Source organism: Nocardia arseniciresistens, assembly GCF_046764875.1.
In the GTDB taxonomy this organism is placed as follows: Bacteria; Actinomycetota; Actinomycetes; order Mycobacteriales; family Mycobacteriaceae; genus Nocardia; species Nocardia arseniciresistens.
Window position 1 is genome coordinate 367,559 of sequence record NZ_JBKORD010000002.1, and the last position, 23,072, is coordinate 390,630.

Sequence of the window (23,072 nt, forward strand, 5' to 3'; positions counted from 1 at the left end):
TACGCAACCGATTTCGCGCACACCAGCGCTCGACGATGGGGACGGCAGTATCCGATGAAGGCTTTGACCTACGCAGGCCCACAGCAGATTTCGTTCACCGAGGTTCCCGACCCCATATTGCCCGGACGCGACGGTGCGGTCATCCGCGTCACCGCGGCGGGCATCTGTGGTAGCGATCTGCATATCTATGCCGGACACGGGTTCACCGATGGCACCGGATACACCATCGGACACGAAGCGGTCGGCGAGATCGTCGAACTCGGGCCGGAGGTCAAGGGTTTCACGATCGGAGACCGCGTGCTCGCGTCCGCCTCGGTCGGCTGCGACCGGTGCTCGCAATGCAAGACCGGCATCGTCGCCGCCTGCGAACGCCATCCACTGCCGATCGACGCCTGCTACGGACTCGGCGGATCGCTGGCAGGTACGCAGGCCGAACTGCTCGCGGTCCCGCATGCCGAAGGGAACCTGGTACGACTCCCGGACGCGGTCAGCGACGAGGCCGCGGTCGTTCTGACCGATAACGCCCCCACCGCTTGGTACGGCGCGCGCCGTGCCCGCATCGCAGCGGGCGACACCGTGGTGGTTATCGGCCTCGGCCCGGTGGGGCTGATGGCCGTCCAGTCGGCATTCGCCATGGGCGCCGCGCGCGTGCTCGGTGTCGATCTGGTCGGCGAACGCCGCAAGCACGCCGCCGAATTGGGCGCCGAACCCATCGAGTCCGACGACCCGAAGGCCGCCATCCGCGACATGCTCGGCGACGGCGCGGATGTCGCGATCGAAGCGGTCGGTGCCGATGCCACCATCAAACTCGCCATCAGCGCGGTCGGTCATCGCGGCAGGGTGAGCGTTGTCGGCGTCAGTCAGAATCGCGCTTTCCCGTTCCACATGCAGCTGGCACAGGTCAAGGAGCTCGAATTCCACATCGGACTGTGCTCGATCCAATACGAGTTGCCCGCATTGCTCCGCCTCACCGCCGCCGGTCGGCTTGATCCCGAAGCGGTTGTCTCCCATCAGCTCCCGATGTCTGATGGCTCGAGCGCCTACCGGATGTTCGCCGACAGAGCCGACGGGGTCTCCAAGGTCGTACTGGATCCACGACGATGAGTGCGGCAGCGCGCAGTGACTCGATGCGGGGTGGCGGCCGAGTGCCGGATGGGCCGGACACCCTCGCGCCACGCCGCCGCGGCCGCCCGCCCGCCGCGGAAACCACCGCCGAAGCGACCCGCGAACGCATCGTGGATGCGGCGGTGGAGTTGTTCGCGGAGAAGGGTTTCCACGGCACCGGAGTTGCCGAGATCGGCGATCGAGCCGGTGTACAGCGTGGTGCGCTCTACTACCACATCGGGTCCAAGGAGGAACTGCTCTGGCAGATCCTGCGTGACTACATCCAACTGATGCTCATCGATGCGAAGCGGATCGCGGACAACGCTGACGACCCGATCACCAAGCTCCGCAAGCTGATCCACAGTCACCTCGACCTGATCGTGCGGCACCGGCGCGAAGTCGCCATCCAATTGCGCGATGTCACCGCGCTGACCGGTGACCGAGGCACCGAACTACAGGACCTGCGCGATCAGGTGCAGCAATGCTGGCAGCGCGTCATCGATGCGGGCTACGCGGCAGGATCACTGCGCACCGACGACCATGTCGTCACCAACAGCGTGCTCGGCATGCTGAACATGGTGACCTTCTGGTATCGCCCGCAGGGTGGACATTCCACCGAACAGATCGCCGACATCCTCGCGACCACCTTCCTCGACGGCATTGTGCACCCCACCGAACAGACGAAAGGCTGACCATGGCTTGGGATTTCGAAACCGATCCGGAATATCAGAAGAAGCTGGACTGGGCCGCGGAGTTCGTCCGCACCGAGGTGGAGCCACTGGATCTGCTCTACCCCAATCCCTATGACCGTACCGACACCGAAGCCATGGCGCTGATGCGGCCGCTCAAGGAGCAGGTGAAGGAACAGGGCCTGTGGGCCTGCCACCTCGGCCCCGAACTCGGCGGCCCCGGCTTCGGGCAGATGAAGCTCGCGCTGCTCAACGAGGTGCTCGGCACCTCGATCTGGGCGCCATCGGTATTCGGTTGTCAGGCACCGGATTCCGGCAATGCGGAAATTCTCGCGCACTACGGTACGCCCGAACAAAAGGCGAAGTACCTCACGCCGTTGCTGTCCGGCGAGATCGGCTCCTGCTATGTGATGACCGAACCGACCGGCGGCTCGGATCCGACGACATTCACAACGACGGCCGTGCGCGACGGCGACTCCTGGGTGATCAACGGCGAGAAGTGGTTCAACTCGAACGCGCAGTTCGCCAGCTTCCACATCGTCATGGTGGTCACCAACACCGAAGTCAGTGCCTACCAGGGCATGTCGATGTTCATCGTGCCCGCCGACGCACCCGGACTCGAGCTCGTCAAGAACTTCCACGTCAACGGCTTCAGCGAGCACGAGGGGCACCTGCGCTTCACCGACGTCCGAGTCCCCGCCGACCATCTGCTCGGCGCCGAGGGACAGGGCTTCATCGTGGCCCAGACCCGCCTCGGCGGCGGCCGCGTGCACCACGCGATGCGCACGGTCGCGTTGGTACGCAAGGCCTTCGACATGATGGCCGAACGCGCAGTCTCCCGGCCGATGCGCAAGGGCCCGCTCGCGGGCCTGCAAATGACGCAGGAACGCATCGCCGACAGCTGGATCGAGATGGAGCAGTTCCGCCTCCTGGTGCTACGCACCGCCTGGCGCATCGACAAGGAGCAGGACTACCTGAAAGTGCGCAAGGATATCGCCGCCATCAAGGTCGCGATGCCCAAGGTGATGCACGACATCGCCCAGCGCGCACTGCATCTGCACGGCGCCATCGGCGTCAGCACCGATCTCCCTTTCGTCGACATGCTGAACTACGCCGAGGTCATGGCCATCGCCGATGGACCGACCGAGGTCCACAAGATCACCCTCGCCAAGGAGGTCCTGAAGGACTACACCCCGGGCGACCCGGTCTACCCGAGCGGCTACCGCCCCGCGCTGCGCGAACAGGCACGCGAACTGGTGGCGCGACGCCTCGAGCACATCGTCGGAAGCCTCTGAGCCTCAGCGGAGGTCCTCGACCTGCCAGGTGACTGCCTCGGGTGTGAGGAAATCCAGAAAGTCGGCGGCATCGAACGCCTCGGCCGGGGCAAGTGCCCCGGCCGGTGCGCCGCCCGCGGCGAGTCGTCGGGCGGCTTCGACGGCGATCACCGCGGTGAGCCGATATCCGTCGGATCCGGCCACCCAGCCGCGCGCTCGACGGCCGTCGGTGCCGATCGCTTCGGCCATCATCAGCCAGCGCCCGGCCTGCCGCGCGTCCCGCGCGATCGACTCGGGGATCGACTCGACGATGTCGGAGGTCAGCGCGGAAAATAGCGCGGCAACTTCGGTTCTGATCGCGCTGCGCACTCGCCGGGTGCGAACGTGGCGCGGAATCGTCACGACACCGGGCAACGCGAAAGCAGAGACCGGCACCGCGACGGCCTCCCCCGGCGGGACGATCGGCTCCGGGCCCGGCTCGGTCGCCGCGATCCACTCGCCGTCGACGAACTCCCACGGACCTTCCTCGAAGACCGAGGCCATCGACCGCGCGGTGCCGCGCGACGCGCTGCCGGGCAACCGCAGATCGGCGATCACGACCTCCGCGACCTCCGGTACCCGAGACGCGGTCAGTGCGGCGATCAGATCACCCGGCCCGCCGTCATCCGCCATCGCGGGCACGACCGTCACCCCAGCCTCCTCGGCGTCCTTGCCGAACTCGGTCAGGATCCGGTGCAGATACCGCTGCTCGCCCGTGGTGTCGACGTAATGGCGGCCCGCGGCTATGGCGGCGCGGACGACCGGCTCACCCCAGCGTGTGAACGGCCCGGCACAATTGACAACCGCGACGCAGTCCGCGAATGCGGCCGTCAGCGCGACGGAATCGTCCAAACCCGCCACTCGCACTTCGGCATCGGGCACGCCGGATGCCACCGCAGCAGCCCGGAGCCGATCCGCATTCCGGCCGACCAGCACCGGTTCGATACCGCGGCGGACCAACTCCGCCACGGCCAACCCTCCGGTGAACCCGCTCGCGCCGTGCACGGCAATTCTCATGTGTCGAACTCCCAGATTCTATGAGCGACGGAAATGTCGCTCCCCAAACCTAAGCGGGCCGAAGAGGACGTTCCATAACTGAAACTCCTGCCGACATGTCCAATCGTCCTTCCCCGCGGGCGGATCCCGTATGTTGGCTGGGTGGACGTGCTCAGCGACGCGGTCGCCGCCATGCGGACAGGTCAACCGCATTCAGCCCGCACCCAACGGCATGCTCCGTGGGGAACTCGATTCCTACCGCAGGCGGGCGCCGGATTTCACGTGGTGCTACAGGGTTCGTGCTGGTTGCTCCCGGCGCGTGGCGAACCGATCCATCTCAATACCGGCGATGTGGCATTCCTGCCCCGCGAACTCGGCCACGCCATCGCCGATACACCGACAACTCCTCTCGTCGAGGTCACCACCCCGACTGGAGAATTGCCAGTTCCCGTCGCACCCAGTCCGACCGACGGCGCGACCACGCTGCTGCTCTGCGGCGCCTACCGCCTTGATCAGTCGCGCCCGCATCCGCTGCTGGCCGAACTCCCCGACATCGTCCACTTGCCTGCCCGTGTCGGCAGGTACCCTGCGCTCCGGTCCGCGATCGATCTCCTCGGCTATGAACTGGACACAGAACAGCTGCCCGGAGCATCCGGCGTCCTCACGCCCCTGCTGGATATGCTGCTGCTGTACATCCTGCGAGCCTGGTACGGCGAACAACCCGACCATATCGAAACCGGCTGGGGTGCAGCACTATACGACCCCGCAGTAGCGTCCGCCCTGCATGCGATCCACAACGATCCTGGCAAGGCGTGGACTGTCGAATCCCTCGGCGCGACCGCGCGGTTGTCCCGATCCGCGTTCGCCCGCCGTTTCACGACGATGGTCGGCACCGCGCCGCTGGCATATCTCACCTGGTGGCGTATGACCGTCGCCGCACGCACGCTCCGGGACACCGACGCCCTACTGCGCGTTGTCGCCGAAAACACCGGCTACACTTCGGAATTCGCCTTCGCCAAGGCGTTCAAACGCGAGTTCGGAATCGCTCCGGGTCACTATCGGAGCGCCGCACGGGTCCAACCCTCCCCGGCGGTCGTCCCGGCTGCCCGTTAGGAGGCACGGTTGGCGACGGCGTCGATTCGTGACGGATCCAGGTACGGGGCAACAGGACTCAATCGCAGGACTGCGGGCATATGGCGCGTCAGGGCGGAGGGACCGGTGAATTCCACTCTGCCGGTTCGGATCGCATGCGGCAGCGGCAATCGGCCCAGCCACACTTGATACAGCGAGCCGACATCTGCGGTAATGGTGACGTCGACCGGGTAGCCGGGGTCGGCATCACACACCGAAGCGACGCCGAATTCGACGACGATCCAGAAGCGGCGAGGTTCATCGGTGAATCGCACGCCGAGCACCTGGCGCTTGCCAGGAAACTTCGAGGTGTCCAGACGGTTGTGCATCCACCACACCAACAGCGCAGCATCGAGTTCCTCGGGTTCCGGATCGCCGAAGGTCCAGCGTGCACCCCATTCACCGAGGCCGAACAAGATCGGCTCGAGGTCGCGTCCCGCGTTGGTGAGCAGGTACTGTCCGCTGAGCTTTTCGACCAACCCCGCCCGCTCGAACTGGCGCAGTCGCTTGGTGAGCAGGCTGCGCGACAGGCCGGGCAGGCCGCGGGCGAGGTCGTTGAAGCGGGCTGTGCCGAGCAGCAGGTCGCGCAGGATCAGCAGTGACCAGCGATCCCCCAGCACGTCGAGGGCCCGCGAAATCGGGCAGTACTGGCCGTACCCCGTGGTCGTCGGGTGGTGGACGGGCATCAGAGTCACCTCGCGAACGGGTCCATTATCTGAACTGGAAGGGTCCACTTTCTGGACTATCTGTTTATCGCGGCCGTTCCTAGTTTCGAAACATGACAACTACCGCCGCAAACACCACCACCGACTGGATCGCCCGCGCGCGTCAGGTCGGCCAGAGCCTGAGCCCCGGCGTCGCCGCCCGCGACCGAACCGGCGACATCGCCGAGGACGCCTTCGATCTCCTGCGCACTACCGGACTCACCGCCGCGCTGGTGCCGACCGAATTCGGGGGCGGAGGCGCCACCCACCGCGAGATGGGTGAGATCCTGCGCGAACTTGGCGGCCACGATCCATCGACAGCGGTCGCCTTCGCCATGCATTCGCATCTGGTGGCCGCGCAGCTGTGGCGCCACCGCCACGGCATCGACGCAACGCCCCTCTTCACGAAGGTGGCCGGGGGCGCGATCCTGGTCAGCACCGGCGCCTCGGACTGGGTCGAATCCAACGGCAGGGCCTCGCGGGTCGAGGGCGGCTACCTGGTGAGCGCACGTAAGGCGCCTGCCAGCGGCTGTGAGGTCGGTACGGTGCTCGTCACCAGTATCCGATGGGATGACGCGCCACAGGGTCCGCAGGTACTGCATTGCGCGATCCCGTCCGTCGCACAGGGCGTTCGGATCGAAAAAACTTGGGACACACTCGGTTTGCGTGCAAGCGGGTCACACACGGTGGTCTTCGACGAGGTCTTCGTACCCGATGCCGCGGTGTCGTTGGTCCGCCCGGTCGGCATCTGGCCGCCGATACTGAACGTGGTGATCGGCGCGGCTATGCCGCTGGTGATGGCCGCCTATCTCGGCATCGCCGACGGCGCGGTCGAATCGGCCGCCGCGCTGGTGGCCGACCGTACCGATCCGCACATCTTCCAGCTCACGGGCGAAATGCTCAATGTCCACACCACCGCGGCCGATCTGATCGCGGCCATGTTCACCGACTCCGACAATCTGCGCTTCGACAACACCGACGCCTACGCCGGCCGCACCCTGAGCCGCAAAACCGTGGCCGCCGACGCCCTGATCTCTACCGTCCGCCTCGCCATCGAAACCGTTGGCGGCCTCGGCTATTCCCGCACCTGCGACCTCGAGATGCGCTACCGCGACGTGCACGGCAGCTTGTTCCACCCGCTCCCGCGAGCCAAGCAAACCCGGTTCAGCGGGCGCGTGCGGCTCGGCCATACCCCGCTCGGCTGAACCCCGCTCGGGACCGCTCCAAATAGCCACTCTGCGAAAAATGTCTGCCCTTCGTCGGCCGTGGTTCGCGCAGAACTCGCTGGCCAGACCGTACGGTTGTCTGCGTAAAGACCACAGGCAGCGGCGACAAGCCGGCTTCGGAACCAGCACACCGGGGTAATCAATGATGATTCGCAGGATGATCGGCGCCATCGTGGGAACCATGACGATCGGTACGGTAGGCGCTGTCGGCGGGACGGGCGCGGTATCGGCCGCGGCGGAATGTCCAGATCTCTACGTCGTCGCGGTTCCCGGTACCTGGGAAACCTCCGATAGCAAACCCGGCGAGGGCTTGCTCGCGAATGTCACCGACGATCTGCCCTCCGACATTCGCACCGACTACGTGAGCTACGCGGCCACCGCCTTCCCGTGGGAAGGCGATGTCTACGGCCGCTCCAAGAAGCAGGCGACCGACAACGCGCGCCGGTTGGTCACCGCCATGGCTCAGCGGTGCGACGCGACGAAGATCGCGCTCATCGGCTACAGCCAGGGTGCCGACGCCGCGGGCGACCTGGCCGCCGAGATCGGCACCGGCTTCGGCCCGGTCCGGCCGGAGCGCATCGTCGCGGTCGGCCTCGTTTCCGATCCGCGGCGTTCACCGAGCGACACCTTGATCGGACCGCCCGTGCAGGGCGCGGGTGCGGGCGGCCCTCGGATCGGCGGCTTCGGCCTCCTCGAGCACAAGACCAAGACTTTCTGTGCGGACGGCGACCTGTACTGCGCGACGCCGCCCACCGATTTCGCGGCTCGTTTCGCGGGCTTCCTCGCTCAGGCCTCCGACGCGAACCCCTCGCAACTGTGGCGATACCAGCAGGAAGCCGTCGCGATCATCGATGATCTGATGACCGTTGGTGTCGTCCCGATGCTGCAAAATCAGCTCGCCGATCCCGGCATGGACGAGCGCAAGCAGAAACTCGAGGAGTTCTACAACTCCTTCGTCCACCAGAACTATCCCGCCTACGTAGTCGACCGGTCGGGCGCCACCGCCACCACCTGGCTGCGCCAGTGGCTGGTCGACCAGACCTGAGCCGCCGGCCCCAGCAGCCCCGCACACACGCGCCCGCCGGAAAATGACCCGACAACAGCAGGTGTGGTGTGCCACCATGTGATTCGACGACGATCACTCCTTTCCGAGGGTGGTCATGAGCACGAAGAAAGGAGGAGGTGGCTTTGACCTACATGAATCCCATTGCGATTCAGCGGATTTCCGTGTCGGTCCCGTGCCGGTGCCATACCAGCAGCGGACCGGATCTCGGCCGCCTCCTGGCCGGCAACTGACGCCCAGCCCTCCTCCTTCGAAATCGCTCGCTCTCTTCTCGAAACATGGTGATTCCCATGACGTTCCGCCGTGCCACCGATCCGGTGGCGTTGACTGTCGACAACTGGATACACACTCGCGTTGTGGTGCTCAACGCCAGCTATGAGGCGCTTTCCGAGGTCACCGCGGAACGGGCCGTGGTGCTGCTCATGGGCGGGGTCGCCGAGGCTGTCGCCGACCGGGAGCCACACTTCCCGATCCGGTCCAAGCACCTCGAGATCGCGCTGCCGGAGACAATCCGGCTGCGACGCTACGTGTATCTCGAGCACATGGTTCGAGTACAGGACGAGAGCCGCGCGACGCTGGCAGGCGTGCTGCGACGCGACAGTCACCGGTGCGGCTATTGCGCCGAGCGGGCTCGCACCGTCGATCACATCCGCCCACGCAGTCGTGGCGGACCGAACACGTGGAGCAACCTGATCGCCTGCTGCGCACCGTGCAACACGATCAAGGCCGACCGCACCCCCGAGGAAGCGGGTATGCGGCTGCTGTGGCAACCGAGGGCGCCCACTCACCTGGCCACACGGCAGCGACAGATCTGGAAGCAAATGGCTTGCGACTGCAAGAGAGGAGAAGGATCGCCATGATCGTCCGACTGGAGACCACCGCACCCGCCGAAGTGACACTGACCGACCTGCTTCCGCTCTCCGACAGCCAGGGCTGGCACCGGGCGGCATGTCGCGGCGACGCGAACCACGAGGCGTGGTTCCCGTATCCGTCGCAGGATTTCGACTATGCCCGTGAGGTATGTGCGGGCTGCCCGATCCGGGCGTCCTGCGGTGAATTCGCCACGCGCACAAGTCAATCCGGAGTCTGGGGCGGCCATGAATTCGACCGGGGGCGGATGATCCGCGAGTAACAGTGCGCCGACGGGCGCAATCACGCAACGCCGGGACCCGCAGATGCCGAGTCCCGGCGTTTCGCTCTACCCGACCGGTGCATAGTGTCGGAAATCTCGATCGGTGCCACGGTCGCTCGGCGAATCCGACGTGAACATACACTTGATCTCGTGGGCACTCATCGCAGCGGAACCCGGTCCCGTGGCATCAGCAAAGGTCCGGTTATCGCCGTAGTCGCCGTTGTGCTGTTGGTCGCGGGTGTGTTCGCGTGGAATCAGCTGAGCAACCGGGCCGCCGACCAGGACAGTGCCGCCGCGGCGGAATGCATGGAAGGGGCCGCGACGCTCTTTATCACGGCGGACCCGGACATCGCGCCCACCGTGCGTACGATCGCCGATGCCTACAACGCGACCAATCCGCGCATCCGCGACCACTGCGCGAAGGTGCAGGTGACTGCCCAATCGTCCGCGGCGATGGTGGCGGCCTTCACCACGACCGCGCCGTGGAACCAGCAGCTCGGACCGCAGCCCGCGCTGTGGATCCCTGATTCGCTGCGTTCCATCGAATCCATGCGGGCACCCGGCCTGATCGAGGGCAATCCGGCGCCCGTCGCGGTGAGCCCGATCGTGCTCGCCGTTCCAGAGGAACTGCGCGGCGCACTCGATCAGGCCAAGATCGCCTGGGCGGATCTGCCACGCCTGCAACAGGGTTCGCTCGCCGACATCGGCCTGTCCGGCTGGGCCGGGCTGCGCATGGCACTGCCGCCCGGCGACGCGACGGTGGCCGCGGCGGCCGCGGTCGGCTCGACCGTTTCCGGCACCGAGCCGCTGTCGGATCAAGCCGCGCAGTCGGGCCAAGTGGTGTCCGCGATCTCGCTGCTTGCCGCGAATGCGCCCGAGGCGCAGGACATTACGATGGCGCTGGCCGCCGTGGCCGGAGCGCCCCAACCAGCGAGCGCGCCGATTCATGCGGTGGCCGCTACCGAGCAGCAGGTCAAAGCACAGGGCGGCGGGGTAACCTTCAGCCCCGCGGGCTCCGCGCCCGTCGCCGACCATCCGGCCGCGCTGATGTCGGGCCCATGGGTGGACAAGACCCAGAATCTGATCGCGGGCATCTTCGCCGACTATCTACGTGCCCCGCAACAGACACAGACCTTCACCACCGCCGGTTTCGCCGCCGCACCGGCCGGCCCGACGGCCGTGCCATCGCGCGCGGCGCTGGACAAAGTGCACGCTACCCTCGCCAACCCGGTTCTCGGTGTGCAGTCGACAGTGCTGGTCGATGTCTCCGCCTCGATGGGCAACACCGACGGCTCGGCCACGCGCCTCGCGAATGTTCTTGCCGCCCTTCGCTCGACGATGAATGTCATGCCACCGGACTTCGGCCTCGGTGTGTGGACCTTCGCCAAGAACCTCGACGGTACCGTCCCATACCAGATCCAGACCGTGACCGCACCACTGACCAACGACCAGCGCACCGCGCTCGGCACGGCACTGGACGCCGTCGTCCCCACCGAATCCCGCACCGACCAGGCCTACCCTTCCCTGCTGGCCGCCTACCGCGCGGCGGTCACCGGATACACCGCTAATCGCACCAATTCCGTCCTCCTGATCACCGACGGCCCCGACGACGACTCCACGCTGACCGGCACCAAACTACTCGCCGACATCACTGCCGCCACCGACAAGTCGCGCCCGGTCCGCATCGACGTCATCGTCATCGGTGGCAACGGCACCGAAACCCTGCAAAGCGCTGCCCAGCGCACCGGTGGCAGCTACACCCGCCTCGCCAGCTCCGACGACATCAGCTTCGGTACTGCCATGGTGCACACGCTGACAACGCCCTGATTCCGGCACGATCACCATCCCACCCGCACCTGGCCCCGACGAATAGGCCTGGCGCAGCGAATTCAGCGCGGTCGGCCGCGCGTGCAGCCGGGCTACCGGCACAGCGATTACGACACACCGCACCTGAGGAAGGGGCGGGCCGTATCCGCCCTCAGTCGGTGTACGCCTCCAGCGGCGGGCAAGAGCAAACCAGGTTGCGGTCGCCGTAGGCACCGTCGATACGGCGCACTGCGGGCCACACCTTGCCGCGAGCGGGGGTCAGGCCATGCGGGAACACCGCGACTTCCCTGCTGTACGGGTGATCCCATTCGCCGACAAGGCATGCCGCGGTGTGCGGTGCACCGCGCAGCGGGTTGTCCTCGACCGGCCATACGCCTGCGGCGACCTGGCTGATCTCATCGCGGATCGAGATCATCGCGCGGATGAAATCGTCGAGTTCGGCCAGGTTTTCGCTCTCGGTGGGTTCGACCATCAGCGTGCCCGCGACCGGGAAGCTCATGGTCGGGGCATGGAAACCGTAGTCCGCCAGACGCTTTGCGACATCGTCGACGGTGACGCCGGTCTGCTTGGTGATCTCGCGCAGATCGAGGATGCACTCGTGGGCGACCATGCCGTGCTCGCCGGTGTAGAGCACCGGGAAGTGTGCGTCGAGGCGGCGGGCGATGTAGTTGGCCGAGGCGATCGCCGTCAGTGTCGCCTTGCGCAGACCGTCGGCACCCATCATCCGAATGTAGGCCCAGGTGATCGGCAGGATCGAGGCCGAACCGTACATGGCGGCGGACACCGCGTGTGAACCGGTCTCGAGCGGATCGCCCGGCAGGTACGGCGCCAGGTGCGAGCGCACCGCGACAGGGCCGACGCCGGGACCGCCGCCGCCGTGCGGAATGCAGAAGGTCTTGTGCAAGTTCAGGTGGCTCACATCGCCGCCGAAGCGGCCCGGACGGGCAAGCCCGACAAGCGCATTCAGGTTCGCGCCGTCGACATACACCTGACCGCCCGCATCGTGCACCAGCGCGCACAGCTCGGCGACCTCGTGCTCGTACACGCCGTGGGTGGACGGGTAGGTGATCATGATGCACGCCAGCCGGTCGGCGTGGTCGGCGATCTTGGCGCGCAGGTCATCGAGGTCGACGTCGCCGTTGTCGCGGCACTTCACCACCTCGACGCGCAGCCCGGCCATCGAGGCGGAGGCCGCGTTGGTGCCGTGTGCGCTGGACGGGATCAGGCACGTATCCCGGTGTGTGTCACCGCGATCCAGGTGGTAGCGCCGGATGGCGAGCAGACCGGCGTACTCACCCTGACTGCCGGCATTCGGTTGCAAGCTGACCGAGTCGTACCCGGTGATCGCCGAGAGCCAGCCCTCCAGATCGTGGATCACCCGCAATAGGCCGGGGACGTCCTCGACCGGTGCGTAGGGATGCACTCGCGCGAAACCGGGCCAGGTGATCGCCTCCATCTCGGCGGTCGCGTTCAGCTTCATGGTGCAGGAACCGAGCGGAATCATGCTGCGGTCCAAGGCGATGTCTTTGTCCGAGAGCCGCCGCAGGTACCGCAGCATCGCGGTCTCGGTGTGGTAGCTGGTGAACGCCGGGTGCGTGAGGTACTCGGAGGCACGCGTCTCGACCGATGCGGCGGCGGTCGCGGGCGCGGAAACCTCCGAAGACAGTGCGGTGCCGAAGGATTCGAGAACAGCAGCGACATGCGTCGCGGTGGTCGCCTCGTCGCAGGCGATACCGACGTGATCGGCATCGACGAGCCGCAGGTTGATACCACTCGACTTCGCCTTCGCCACAACGGCTTCCGCACCCCCGGGCACATGGGCGAGCACGGTGTCGAAGAAGTTGTCGTGCACTACGGCGCCGTCGAGTCCGGTGGCGATGGCCCGCGCGTGCCCGTGCACCCGTCGCGCGATTTCGCGCAGTCCGTCGGGGCCGTGATAGCTGGCGTACATCGCGGCCAGAATCGCGAGCAGCACCTGGGCGGTACAGATATTGGAGGTCGCCTTCTCGCGGCGAATGTGCTGCTCACGAGTCTGCAGCGCGAGCCGGTAGGCGACCGAGCCGTCCGCGTCCACCGACACTCCGACCAATCGGCCCGGCAGCTGCCGGGCATGCTTGGAATGCACCGACAGGTACCCGGCGTGCGGCCCGCCGAAGCCCATCGGGACACCGAAGCGCTGCGTAGTGCCGAAGCACGCGTCGGCCCCCTGCTCCCCCGGCGGCGTGATCAGTGTCAGCGCAAGCAGATCCGCGCCGACGGCAACCAGCGCGCCACGCTCGTGCGCCGCCTCGATGAGCGGCGCCCAGTCGACCACCCGACCCGACGCGCCAGGGGCCTGAACAAGTACACCGAAGAAGTCGCCGTCAAGCAGACCGGAGGCCAGTTCGGCCTCGACGATCTCGATCCCGAGCGGCTCGGCTCTGGTGTAGAGCACGGTCTTGGTCTGCGGAAACAAATCCGTGTCGATGAGCAACCGCGCCGACTTCGACCGGCCTGCCCTGCGCAGCAGCGTCATCGCCTCGGCGGCCGCGGTGGCCTCGTCGAGCATGGAGGAATTGGCGACTTCCATGCCGGTCAGGTCCGACACCATGGTCTGGAAGTTGAGCAGCGCTTCGAGGCGGCCCTGGCTGATCTCCGGCTGGTAAGGCGTGTAGGCGGTGTACCAGGCCGGGTTCTCCAGCAGGCTGCGCACCAGTACGGGCGGAGTCAAGGTGTCGTAGTAGCCCAGACCGATCATCGAGGTGGCGACGGTGTTCGAATGGGCAAGCTCGGCCAGCTCCGCCAGCACCTCGTGCTCGGTGGCTGCCGCCGGGAGTACCTCGAGGCCGGAGCTGTCGAGAATGCTCGCGGGCAACGCGGCGGTCGCGAGCTCATCAAGCGAACCGACACCGACAACGTCCAGGATCCGGGCGAGTTCGTCCAGGTCGGGTCCGATGTGGCGGTCGGCAAATGATCGAGTCACGGCAGCTCCAAAAGGTCGGGCGGGTCGACCACACGGTCGACGAGTACCAGCCCTCCCCCTCTGTCGCGGAGCCTGAGAGATTCGGGGTGCGACCCCTTTCCCCATGGGCGGGCGACCACGCGCTGTCTGCAGCGGTCACCACTTTCCAGAGGCGTCGAAGCCCGTACGGTCCCTGTTGCCTGAGAGATTGACGGGGAGGTGCTGCTCCTTCGGCGCCCGGGCTCTTATGAAGACCAGGACTCTCCCGCACGGCGGCGACGCATCGCTAGTTTATGCCGCGCGCGCAACGAATCGCTCCACCGGACCCCGAATGGATGTGTCGTCCTCGTCACTTTCGCCGCATACGAACAGTGCCCGCCGCGGACGACGGGCACTTCACAGCGAAAATTTTTAGCCGGTCTTCTGGTTCATCCGCGCCTTGCGGCGGAACGACAGTTCATCCTCTGGACGCTCGCTCGCGCTGCCACTGACGGCCCGCTCGGCTGGGAAGTTGGCGATCGCGCCGGTCAACTCGCGCATTGCACCGCTCACCGCGATGCCGAAAACGCCCTGCCCACCCTGCAGTAAATCAACTACCTCCTCGGCCGAGGTGCATTCGTACACCGAGGTGCCGTCGGAGAACAGGGTGATACCCGCTAGGTCCTGCACGCCGCGGCTGCGCAGATGATCGACCGCGATGCGGATGTTCTGGAGCGAGATGCCCGCGTCCAATAGTCGCTTCACGATCTTGAGGACCAGGATGTCCTTGAACGAATACAGCCGCTGGCTGCCCGAGCCCGCGGCGCTACGGATGGACGGCACCACTAAACCGGTACGCGCCCAGTAGTCGAGCTGCCGGTAGGTGATCCCGGCCACCTGGCACGCGCTCGGAACGCGGTATCCGACGAGATCGTCAGGTACCGAGTCGTCCGGGAACAGGCCTGGCTGTACCACTCCCTGCGATTGCTCTGCCACTGACCACTCCCTTGCTTCGCCGCCGCCTTGGCCTCATCAATAACCCGGCTCCGTTGACCACATACACCCAGTCAGAACGCACGTGGTCCAACTATCGAGATTACTCCCCTTGATTGTCACGGGAGCGGCATCGTCGGACCAAACGCGACGCGCGGTACGAGTCTCGACCTGTACTAGAGGTCTAAAAGATAGTTCTGACCTCTCAGCTGTCGGTCGCCTTGAAGTCGTCCGGGGAGACCGATTCCAGGAACTCCTTGAACTTCTCGACCTCGTCCTCGCGCTCGTCGGGCATCACCAACCCGGCCTCCTCGAGGACCGGTTCCTCGGCATAGATCGGGCAACCGACCCGCAAGGCGATCGCTACCGAATCCGACGGCCGCGCCGAGACCCGCAGATCGTTCTCGAAAACCAGATCCGCGTAGAAGGTGCCCTCTTGCAGATCGACGATCCGGACTTCCTTGAGTGTGTGCCCGAGGTCGGTGATCAAGATCTTGATCAGATCGTGAGTCAGCGGACGGACCGGGGTCACCCCCTCCTGCTCGAGCACGATCGCGGTCGCCTCGGCCTGCCCGATCCAGATCGGCAGATACCGATCCCCGGACGCCTCACGGAGCAACAGCACGGGCTGGTTCTGTGGCTGCTCGACACGAATGCCGATCACACGCATCTCACTCATGCCTGAGCCTCGCTAACACTCGGCTCCGACATGAGCGAAGCACACTGCATCATGATTCGTTCGCTGCGCTCACTCATCGCACTGCCTCCCAATACTTCGCCGGCCACCCGGCATGAACTACCGCAGAGCTCGCCGTACCTCCGAGTCTAAGCGAACAAGAAGGTGTCCAGCATTCCGTGTGCACAGCCGAAATCAGTGTGTTGTGACCAGCGGTACCTGCTTTGCGGCGCGCGGAGAACCCCGAGCCGAACGCTCAGCCGCCGAGCGAGTTCCGCACCGACGCCTTCACCAGGCAGGTATGCAAGGTCAGCGACAATGCCGCGAGCTCGCGCACCATCTCCTCGGCCCTGGCACGGGCGCCCGCGTCGCGGCTTTTGGCAATCGGGGCCGCGATCTGGGCGACCAGGGCCGCTTCCCGGTCGGCGGCGAGTTTGAAGGCACGCAAATGCCGTGCCTCCAGCCCGAATTCCGCCATCGCCTTCGCGGTCCGCGCGAGCGTCACCGCCTCGGCGTCGAAGAAGCCCGCGGCACCGGGGGTGATCAGGTTCGCCCGGATCAGGTCGTTGAGGAACTTCTCGTCGATGTCGGCCTGCGTGAGCAGATCGGCACGAGTGAGCCGGATTTCGTGATCGAATCGCAGCTCGTCCGGCGAGACCTCACCCGGCACGACGCCGAGCCTGCGCGGCCCGCCGACGCTCGCGCCGTGTGCCGACTGCCCATTCTCCGATGGCACGGCGAGCTCGTTGTCACGGGCGGAGTGCGCCCGGGCGCGGGCTTCCCGCACACCGAGCGTCGCCGCACCGCTATCGATCGCCTCGAGCTGTTCCTTGATCACCTTCAACGGCAGGTACTGATCGCGTTGCGCGGTCAGTACGAACCTGAGCCGTTCACAGTCGGCAATCGAGAATCTGCGGTATCCGGACGGAGTGCGCTCCGGCCGGATCAGACCCTCAGCCTCGAGAAAACGGATCTTCGAGATGGTGATGTCCGGAAAGTCCGGCCGCAGCAAGTCCAGCACGGAGCCGATCGACATACCTCCGCGCGCCCACTGCGCCGCGCCCGTCATAGCATCGAGTCTTTCATGAAGCCGCGTTCTTCCCTGCCAACACGGCCGTCACGAGGACCCGTGCCGCTTGCGTCATAGACTGCCGGCACCCGCAGACGACTCGTTCACCTGGGCGCGCGGACCGGTGAGGAAGACGAGACGGAACTTTCCGATCTGCACCTCGTCACCGTTCTGCAACTCCGAGGAATCCACCGGCTCCCGATTGACATAGGTGCCGTTGAGGCTGCCCACGTCGACCACCTGGAAGGAATCGTCGTCCTGCCGGAACTCGGCGTGCCGACGGCTGACGGTGACGTCGTCGAGAAAGATGTCACTGTCGGGATGGCGCCCTGCCGACGTAGTCGGCTGATCCAGCAGGAACCGCGAGCCCGCATTCGGTCCGCGCTTGACAACCAGCAGAGCCGCGCCGACCGGCAGACCCTCGACCCCTTGGACCGGCTGCTCGCCGGTCTGCTCTGCGGAGCGCGACGCGTCGACCTCGTTCAGGAAATCCGCGCGGAAGACCGACGTCGTCTCGGCCGCGGTCTCCCCGTAACCCGGGTCTTTGTTCTCGCTCACCGTTTCTCTCCTCCTCGAACCTGATTTTCCATGCAAGCAGGTGCTGCCTCACCGCCACGACCTGGGATCGTTGACGCTAGAAACACCGGAACAGCTCACCGGCACATCTGTTGGCATTGACCGTACCCTGCCAGGGCGTGCCCGTGCAGGTAGAACCGGGAAGGCTGATTCAGCCCCCGATAACTCCTTGATAACCTGCGGCATCCAGCAGCTCGCCGAGTGCAGCATCCAGGGTTGCCGGGTCGGCCAGTTCGAGCTCGAACAGCCATCCCTCGCCGTACGGATCGGTGTTCAGCGTTTCCGGCTTCTGCACCAAATCCTGGTTCACCGCAACAACTTTCGCTGCCAGCGGTGCGTAGATATCGGACACGCTCTTGGTCGACTCGACCTCCGCGATACTTTCGCCCGCTGCCGCATCCCGATCCGCCTCCGGCAGCTGCACGAACACAACGTCACCGAGTTGAGACTGGGCGTAGTCGGTGATGCCGATTCGAACCCGCGTCGGGCTGATCCGCTGCACCCACTCGTGCTCTTCGGTGTAGTGCAGATCCTCTGGGGTTTGGGTCACAGGCCATCCTTTCTGTCGGGAACCTTCACGCAAACTCTAATCACTATGTCCTCCGGTGCGGCACAGCCGGTATCGCTCGCGCGACCGCGACGGCTTTCCCCGCATAGAGGACACCGGTCCACACATACACCGCCGTACCCCAGACCAGGAATGCCCCACCGAAGGCCCGGCCGAAACCTGCCAGTGCCCAATCCATCTGACCGGCCAGCAACCATGGCAATGCCGACATCAGCGCGAAGGTGGCCGCTTTACCCAGGTAGATCACCTCCGGTGGGTCCAGCTCGCGACGTTTGTACACCGAGAGCGTCAGGGTGAGCAGCAGATCACGGCCGACGAGAATCACCGCCACCCACCATGGGAGCAGTCCGCGGATGACGAAAGCGGCCAGAGTCGTGACCAGGTAGAGCCGGTCGACGAACGGATCGAGCAGTGCGCCCAGGCGCGAGGACTGGTCGAGTAGCCTGGCCAGCTTGCCGTCGAGGAAGTCGGTGAAGCCACTGGCGATCAGCAGCGCGAATGCCCAGCCATCGGCCCGCTCGACCAGCAGCAACCACACGAACAGCGGCACCCCGAGGAGTCGGAGCACGCTCAGCGCATTGGGGACAGTCAGAATGCGGTCGGCGAAGATACCGCCTGCCGCACCGTCACCGCTGGAGTCGGCGCGCTCGCCCGGCTCCGTCGTCCCCGATTCCGTTGTCACAGCCCGTGCATACCGCACCGACCCCCACCGGCGCCATCCGGGCACGCCGGTTTCGGACATATCGGCCGATCGGCGGGGTGCCGCTCGGAGTGCTCGCGGGTCGCTCGAAAGTACATGGATTCCATCGCATCCGACTCGGTGACAGAATGACTATGAAAGTATCTCATCCGTTGTCCGGTAGTGAGAGGAAGTCATGCCCGAATTCGACTACGACGTGGTGGTGATCGGTTCCGGATTCGGCGGCAGTGTGAGCGCATTGCGGCTGACCGAGAAGGGGTATCGGGTCGGCGTGCTCGAGGCAGGCAGGCGCTGGAACGCCGAGGACATCCCGAAGACGAATTGGAATGTGCGCAAGTCGATCTGGGCGCCAAGACTCGGCCTGACAGGCCCGCAGCGGATCAGCGTCCTCGGCAAGTGCGCGGTGTTCTCCGGCGCGGGTGTCGGCGGTGGCTCGCTGATCTACGGCAACACACTCTACGAGCCGCTGCCGAACTTCTACACCGACAAGCAGTGGTCGCACATCACCGACTGGAAATCCGAGCTCGCGCCGTATTACGACCAGGCTCAACGCATGCTCGGCGTGGCACCCAACCCACGGATGACCCCGGCCGACGAGGTAATCAAGGAGATAGCCGACGACCTCGGAGTCGGGCACACCTTCCATGCCACGAACGTCGGCGTGTTCTTCAACGAGGACGATCCCGGCACCGAAGTGGACGACCCGTACTTCGGTGGCGCTGGTCCGCGACGGCGCGGCTGCGTGCACTGCGCGCAATGCTTCACCGGCTGCCCGAACAATGCGAAGAACACCACCACGACCAACTACCTCTACCTGGCCGAGCAGGCGGGCGCCGAGGTCCACCCGCTGACCACCGCGACGGTCGTGCGCCCACTCGGCGCGAGCGGCTACGCCATCGACACCGAACGCTCCGACCGCTGGATCCGCAAACAGCGCAGGACCTTCACCGCCCAACAGGTGGTCTTCGCGGGCGCCGCACTCGGCACCCAGAAGCTGCTGCACAAGATGCGCGACGAGCACGTGCTGCCCAACCTCTCGCCACGCCTCGGCGAGCTGACCCGCAGCAATTCCGAGGCCATCCTCAACGTGGTGAGCCGCTCGCGCCGCGATTTCGCCGAGGGCATCGCGATCACCTCCTCGATCCATCCCGAGGCCGACACCCACATCGAGGTGTGCCACTACGGCAAGGGGCAGAACGCCCTCTTCCCGATGTCGGTGCCGATCGTCGACGGCGGCGCGTTCCGATTCCTGCGTTTCCTGCTGGCAATCGTGTTGCACCCCTTGGTGTTCCTGCGCAGCCTCAATGCCAGGCACGCCTCGGAGAAGTCGGTGATCCTGCTCGTAATGCAGTCGCTGGACAACTCACTGACCTCCTTCCGCAAGCGCGGGCTGCTGAAAACCAAGGCGGGCACCGGCGAACCGAACCCGACCTGGATTCCATTGGCGCACGATGTCGGCCGTCGCTTCGGCGAGAAGGTGAACGGCGACACCCAAGGCCTGATCATGGACGTGCTCAATATCCCGGCGACCGCGCACTACATCGGCGGCTGCGTGATCGGCGAGAACCCGGAGACCGGCGTCGTCGACCCGTACCAGCGGGTGTACGGGCATGCCGGCCTACATGTCGCGGACGGTTCGGCGGTAACAGCCAATCTGGGTGTCAACCCGTCGCTGACCATCACCGCGCAGGCCGAGCGGGCGATGGCGTTCTGGCCCAACAAGGACCAGGCGGATCCGCGCCCCGAGCTGGGTTCCGCGTACATGAGGATCTCTCCGGTCGCACCGAACCATCCGACCGTGCCGAGCGCTGCGCCCGGAGCACTGCGACTGCCGATCACCCCGATCGCTCCGGCCGACCCGGTCGTTCCGGCCAACTGAGCAAGCCGAACCGTCGTCCCACCCGGCGCGGGTGGGACGACGCGACGGCGCCACGGCGTGGCGAATCCGACACCATCAGGCAGCTACACACCGGCTAGCGTTGGCTGTTGTGTCCAACAGTGGTATCGACCTTCGCACCTTCGTGCCCGCCGACGAGGTGCGCGGCCGCGGCCGAGCGCAACGGCAGCGGGTTCCGGTCACCGCGCGTGATCGCGCGGCCACCTGGGCTACTCGACCGAGCGTGCTCGACTTCATCGAGGCAAGCAATGCGGGCCGCTTGGCGCACCTGGTGCCGTTGCGGATCGGCCGCATGCTCGCCTCGCCGTTCACTTTCTATCGTGGCGCGGCCGGGCTGATGGCCGCAGACCTGGCAGGCAGTCCCGACAGTGGCCTGCCCGCACAGATCTGCGGTGACGCGCATGCCGCGAACTTCGGTCTGTACGGCACGCCGCGCGGCGAAATCATCATGGATATCAACGACTTCGACGAAACCGTCGTCGGGCCGTGGGAGTGGGATCTGGAGCGCCTCGCGGCCAGCCTGGTGCTCGCGGGCCGCGAGGGCGGTGCCGACGAGGACAACTGCTATCGGGCGGCCCGTGACGCGGCGACCTCCTACCGGCTCGCGATCACCGGGGCCGCGCAGCTGCCGTTCATGGATTCGTGGTCCGCGCTGCCCGATGAATCGGTGATCAGCACGGCAAGGGCCGACGCGCTGCTCGACGACTTCAAGAAGGCCGCGAAGAAGGCGCGCAAGAACAACAGCGCCAAAGTAGTGGCGAAGTGGACCGAGCACCTCGAGGATCATGAGACAGGCATCCGCAAGCACCGATTCGTCAGCGACCCACCGATTCTCACCCACGTCGAGGACAAGGTCGCCGAAGCGGTCATCGATGGCCTACAGCGATACACCGAAACACTGCCCGAGTCCCGCCAGAATCTCATCACCCGATTTGCCGTGTCCGACATCGCCTTTCGAATCGTCGGCACCGGTAGTGTCGGAATGCACAGCTACGTAGCGCTGTTGCACGGCAATGAAGGAGAGGCGCTGGTACTCCAGGTGAAACAGGCGAATCCCTCTGCTCTCGCTCCGTTCCTGCCCGGGGCGAAGACGCGGCACGAAGGGGAACGAATTGTGCAGGGCGCCAGGCTGGTTCAGTCCGAGAGCGATATCCTGCTCGGCTGGACCTCACTGGAGCTGCCCACAGGCGAGTTACCATTCATCGTGCGCCAATTCCGCAATCTCAAGGGCGACATCGACCCGGCCGAGCTGCCGCAGAGCGACCTCGACGATTACGGCAGGCTGGCGGGTGCCCTGCTGGCTCGGGCACATTCGCGGTCACTCGATCCACGGCTGGTCGCGGGTTATCTGGACGGTGACGATCGCTTCGACGACGCGGTCGCCCGATTCGCCGTCCGCTACGCCGACCGCACCGAAGCCGACCACACCGAACTGGTCGCCGCCGTGCACGCGGGAAAGGTCGTCGCCGAACAGCCGCAGTAGTTCTCGTGCCCAACACGCCGTGTCTGGCCGTACGCGCGAGGAACCCGGCCCGTTTTCTCGTATCCTTTCCACCATCGAGTGTCGACGTGAAGGGCGGTCGTGAATGCTCGTGCGAGTGCAGAATCCGGCAGGCACCAATGCCGAAAGGGCGTTGCTCGACTGGCTGCGCACCTGGAAAGACGCGGCCAGCCCGCATGGTGTCGCCACGATCAATTGCAGCCTGTTCCACAAGGATCGACTGCACCAGTTCGACGCCGTGGTCTGGACACCGAACAGTTGCGTGGTGATCGAGGCGGAGGCGCTGGTCGCCCGCCAGGACGGTGTGCTGGAGATCCCGCTCAACGGAGCATGGACGATCTCGGGCGAACCGGTCGCGATGGAGAGCAGGGATCGGCGTACCCCGCTGGAGAAATCGCGCGAGCATACGTTCGCACTGCAGACCTGGCTGGCCGCGCGTGGCCTCGGCCAGCGCGCGGTACATGGCGTCGCGCTGATGGTCCCGCTGCGCGGTGCGGAGTTGAAGGTCCAACAGGCTTGGAGCGACCCGAGTTTCGATGTCATCCTCGGCAACGACCCCGGCAGGCTGCGCCACTACTTCGACGTGCTCGCCGAGAGCGAGAAGCAGTTGTGGACCGCCAACGATGTCGCGGTGGCCTTCCGTGGCCTCGGCATCCTGCCGTATCTGCCCGCGCCACAGGAACTGCTCAACGAGGGTTTCATCGGCCCGATCGACATCACGCTCTGGCACGGCGGCCCGCAGCAGGCGCAGGCCGAGGCTTACGCCGACGAACTCGCGATGGCCGAGCGCGAGGCGCGCTCACCCGCCATGGTGATCGAAGCGCCCTGGTACAGCCCGTGGAAGTTGTATCCGCGCGAGTCGGGAGACATGGATCTCGGCCGTGCCTTCATGCGGATCACGTTGGCGATCGGCATGATCATCGGCTTCGCCTGGATCCTGTGGTTCTTCATCACCGCGATCCTGACCTACGGCCCCGGCTGATCCAC

20 protein-coding genes, 1 pseudogene and 1 riboswitch are annotated in these 23,072 nt (G+C 65.9%); of the genes and pseudogenes, 12 read left to right on the plus strand and 9 right to left on the minus strand.

Annotated elements, in window-relative coordinates; genetic code table 11:
- The first annotated feature begins 54 nt into the window (after positions 1-54).
- From ACLMAJ_RS05290 to ACLMAJ_RS05300, 3 genes are read left to right on the plus strand one after another with little or no spacing between them, the layout of a single operon-like run.
- Positions 55-1,104 (plus strand): alcohol dehydrogenase catalytic domain-containing protein, encoded by a 1,050-nt coding sequence (locus ACLMAJ_RS05290; protein WP_412012334.1) that lies wholly within the window; start codon positions 55-57, stop codon positions 1,102-1,104.
- Positions 1,105-1,127: 23 nt separating this feature from the next.
- The gene (locus tag ACLMAJ_RS05295) at positions 1,128-1,796 is read left to right on the plus strand and encodes a TetR/AcrR family transcriptional regulator (RefSeq protein WP_412012517.1); all 669 of its coding nucleotides are present in this window, start codon (positions 1,128-1,130) and stop codon (positions 1,794-1,796) included.
- Positions 1,797-1,798: 2 nt separating this feature from the next.
- Positions 1,799-3,088, plus strand: coding sequence for an acyl-CoA dehydrogenase family protein (locus tag ACLMAJ_RS05300; RefSeq protein ID WP_412012335.1), 1,290 nt, complete (start codon positions 1,799-1,801; stop codon positions 3,086-3,088).
- A 3-nt stretch (positions 3,089-3,091) separates the two neighbouring features.
- Here the strand turns inward: ACLMAJ_RS05300 and ACLMAJ_RS05305 are convergent, their stop codons facing one another.
- Positions 3,092-4,123: a saccharopine dehydrogenase family protein gene (locus tag ACLMAJ_RS05305; RefSeq protein WP_412012336.1), complete on the minus strand. Its 1,032-nt coding sequence runs from the start codon at positions 4,121-4,123 to the stop codon at positions 3,092-3,094.
- 141 nt (positions 4,124-4,264) lie between these two features.
- Between ACLMAJ_RS05305 and ACLMAJ_RS05310 the strand changes: the two genes are divergently transcribed.
- Entirely contained in the window at positions 4,265-5,215 is a 951-nt protein-coding gene (locus ACLMAJ_RS05310; RefSeq protein WP_412012337.1) for an AraC family transcriptional regulator, read from the plus strand.
- Here ACLMAJ_RS05310 and ACLMAJ_RS05315 read toward each other — a convergent pair.
- Positions 5,212-5,919 (minus strand): winged helix-turn-helix transcriptional regulator, encoded by a 708-nt coding sequence (locus ACLMAJ_RS05315; protein ID WP_412012338.1) that lies wholly within the window; start codon positions 5,917-5,919, stop codon positions 5,212-5,214. The two genes, ACLMAJ_RS05310 and ACLMAJ_RS05315, sit on opposite strands and share 4 nt — an antisense overlap.
- A gap of 92 nt (positions 5,920-6,011) precedes the next feature.
- On the opposite strand from ACLMAJ_RS05315, the gene ACLMAJ_RS05320 reads away from it, so the two are divergent.
- The 5 genes from ACLMAJ_RS05320 (at position 6,012) to ACLMAJ_RS05340 (ending at position 11,185) form a co-directional block, all read left to right on the plus strand.
- Positions 6,012-7,142: an acyl-CoA dehydrogenase family protein gene (locus ACLMAJ_RS05320; protein WP_412012339.1), complete on the plus strand. Its 1,131-nt coding sequence runs from the start codon at positions 6,012-6,014 to the stop codon at positions 7,140-7,142.
- A 202-nt stretch (positions 7,143-7,344) separates the two neighbouring features.
- On the plus strand, positions 7,345-8,208 hold the full coding sequence (locus ACLMAJ_RS05325) for a cutinase family protein (RefSeq protein ID WP_412012340.1): 864 nt from the start codon (positions 7,345-7,347) through the stop codon (positions 8,206-8,208).
- Positions 8,209-8,516: 308 nt separating this feature from the next.
- Positions 8,517-9,086, plus strand: a complete 570-nt coding sequence (locus ACLMAJ_RS05330) for an HNH endonuclease (protein ID WP_412012341.1) — start codon at positions 8,517-8,519, stop codon at positions 9,084-9,086.
- Positions 9,083-9,358 (plus strand): WhiB family transcriptional regulator, encoded by a 276-nt coding sequence (locus tag ACLMAJ_RS05335; protein ID WP_412012342.1) that lies wholly within the window; start codon positions 9,083-9,085, stop codon positions 9,356-9,358. Before ACLMAJ_RS05330 ends, ACLMAJ_RS05335 begins: the two co-directional genes overlap by 4 nt.
- Positions 9,359-9,508: 150 nt before the next feature.
- The gene (locus tag ACLMAJ_RS05340; protein ID WP_412012343.1) at positions 9,509-11,185 is read left to right on the plus strand and encodes a VWA domain-containing protein; all 1,677 of its coding nucleotides are present in this window, start codon (positions 9,509-9,511) and stop codon (positions 11,183-11,185) included.
- A 151-nt stretch (positions 11,186-11,336) separates the two neighbouring features.
- Here ACLMAJ_RS05340 and gcvP read toward each other — a convergent pair whose 3' ends face one another.
- The 7 genes and pseudogenes from gcvP to ACLMAJ_RS05375 all read right to left on the minus strand — a co-directional run bounded on the left by gcvP (position 11,337) and on the right by ACLMAJ_RS05375 (position 18,669).
- Complete coding sequence (gene gcvP / locus ACLMAJ_RS05345; protein ID WP_412012344.1) at positions 11,337-14,147, minus strand: aminomethyl-transferring glycine dehydrogenase; 2,811 nt, start codon at positions 14,145-14,147, stop codon at positions 11,337-11,339.
- 156 nt (positions 14,148-14,303) lie between these two features.
- Positions 14,304-14,404, minus strand: a riboswitch (glycine riboswitch).
- 133 nt (positions 14,405-14,537) lie between these two features.
- Positions 14,538-15,089, minus strand: a pseudogene (locus ACLMAJ_RS05350) (MerR family transcriptional regulator); the annotation flags it as partial.
- A gap of 214 nt (positions 15,090-15,303) precedes the next feature.
- On the minus strand, positions 15,304-15,777 hold the full coding sequence (locus tag ACLMAJ_RS05355) for a bifunctional nuclease family protein (RefSeq protein WP_412012345.1): 474 nt from the start codon (positions 15,775-15,777) through the stop codon (positions 15,304-15,306).
- A gap of 253 nt (positions 15,778-16,030) precedes the next feature.
- Positions 16,031-16,843 (minus strand): transcriptional regulator FtsR, encoded by an 813-nt coding sequence (gene ftsR, locus ACLMAJ_RS05360; RefSeq protein ID WP_412012346.1) that lies wholly within the window; start codon positions 16,841-16,843, stop codon positions 16,031-16,033.
- Between the two features lie 72 nt (positions 16,844-16,915).
- Complete coding sequence (gene odhI / locus ACLMAJ_RS05365; protein WP_378681376.1) at positions 16,916-17,401, minus strand: oxoglutarate dehydrogenase inhibitor Odhl; 486 nt, start codon at positions 17,399-17,401, stop codon at positions 16,916-16,918.
- Positions 17,402-17,570: 169 nt separating this feature from the next.
- Positions 17,571-17,969, minus strand: a complete 399-nt coding sequence (gene gcvH / locus ACLMAJ_RS05370; RefSeq protein WP_412012347.1) for a glycine cleavage system protein GcvH — start codon at positions 17,967-17,969, stop codon at positions 17,571-17,573.
- 43 nt (positions 17,970-18,012) lie between these two features.
- Complete coding sequence (locus tag ACLMAJ_RS05375) at positions 18,013-18,669, minus strand: CDP-alcohol phosphatidyltransferase family protein (RefSeq protein ID WP_412012348.1); 657 nt, start codon at positions 18,667-18,669, stop codon at positions 18,013-18,015.
- A 193-nt stretch (positions 18,670-18,862) separates the two neighbouring features.
- On the opposite strand from ACLMAJ_RS05375, the gene ACLMAJ_RS05380 reads away from it, so the two are divergent.
- The 3 genes from ACLMAJ_RS05380 to ACLMAJ_RS05390 all read left to right on the plus strand — a co-directional run bounded on the left by ACLMAJ_RS05380 (position 18,863) and on the right by ACLMAJ_RS05390 (position 23,067).
- On the plus strand, positions 18,863-20,566 hold the full coding sequence (locus ACLMAJ_RS05380) for a GMC oxidoreductase (protein ID WP_412012350.1): 1,704 nt from the start codon (positions 18,863-18,865) through the stop codon (positions 20,564-20,566).
- Between the two features lie 109 nt (positions 20,567-20,675).
- Entirely contained in the window at positions 20,676-22,067 is a 1,392-nt protein-coding gene (locus ACLMAJ_RS05385) for a DUF2252 domain-containing protein (RefSeq protein WP_412012351.1), read from the plus strand.
- Positions 22,068-22,170: 103 nt separating this feature from the next.
- A complete protein-coding gene (locus ACLMAJ_RS05390) occupies positions 22,171-23,067 on the plus strand; it encodes a nuclease-related domain-containing protein (RefSeq protein WP_412012352.1) in 897 nt (298 codons plus the stop codon).
- Positions 23,068-23,072: the final 5 nt, after the last annotated feature.

What these genes read in the sequence shown, in the direction of transcription:
- ACLMAJ_RS05290 (WP_412012334.1), top strand. Translation starts at nt 55, where the DNA reads ATGAAGGCTTTGACCTACGCAGGCCCACAGCAGATTTCGTTCACCGAG.
- ACLMAJ_RS05295 (WP_412012517.1), top strand. Translation starts at nt 1,128, where the DNA reads ATGCGGGGTGGCGGCCGAGTGCCGGATGGGCCGGACACCCTCGCGCCA.
- ACLMAJ_RS05300 (WP_412012335.1), top strand. Translation starts at nt 1,799, where the DNA reads ATGGCTTGGGATTTCGAAACCGATCCGGAATATCAGAAGAAGCTGGAC.
- ACLMAJ_RS05305 (WP_412012336.1), bottom strand. Translation starts at nt 4,123, where the DNA reads ATGAGAATTGCCGTGCACGGCGCGAGCGGGTTCACCGGAGGGTTGGCC.
- ACLMAJ_RS05315 (WP_412012338.1), bottom strand. Translation starts at nt 5,919, where the DNA reads ATGCCCGTCCACCACCCGACGACCACGGGGTACGGCCAGTACTGCCCG.
- ACLMAJ_RS05320 (WP_412012339.1), top strand. Translation starts at nt 6,012, where the DNA reads ATGACAACTACCGCCGCAAACACCACCACCGACTGGATCGCCCGCGCG.
- ACLMAJ_RS05325 (WP_412012340.1), top strand. Translation starts at nt 7,345, where the DNA reads ATGACGATCGGTACGGTAGGCGCTGTCGGCGGGACGGGCGCGGTATCG.
- ACLMAJ_RS05330 (WP_412012341.1), top strand. Translation starts at nt 8,517, where the DNA reads ATGACGTTCCGCCGTGCCACCGATCCGGTGGCGTTGACTGTCGACAAC.
- ACLMAJ_RS05335 (WP_412012342.1), top strand. Translation starts at nt 9,083, where the DNA reads ATGATCGTCCGACTGGAGACCACCGCACCCGCCGAAGTGACACTGACC.
- ACLMAJ_RS05355 (WP_412012345.1), bottom strand. Translation starts at nt 15,777, where the DNA reads ATGAGTGAGATGCGTGTGATCGGCATTCGTGTCGAGCAGCCACAGAAC.
- ftsR (WP_412012346.1), bottom strand. Translation starts at nt 16,843, where the DNA reads ATGACGGGCGCGGCGCAGTGGGCGCGCGGAGGTATGTCGATCGGCTCC.
- ACLMAJ_RS05380 (WP_412012350.1), top strand. Translation starts at nt 18,863, where the DNA reads ATGCCCGAATTCGACTACGACGTGGTGGTGATCGGTTCCGGATTCGGC.
- ACLMAJ_RS05390 (WP_412012352.1), top strand. Translation starts at nt 22,171, where the DNA reads ATGCTCGTGCGAGTGCAGAATCCGGCAGGCACCAATGCCGAAAGGGCG.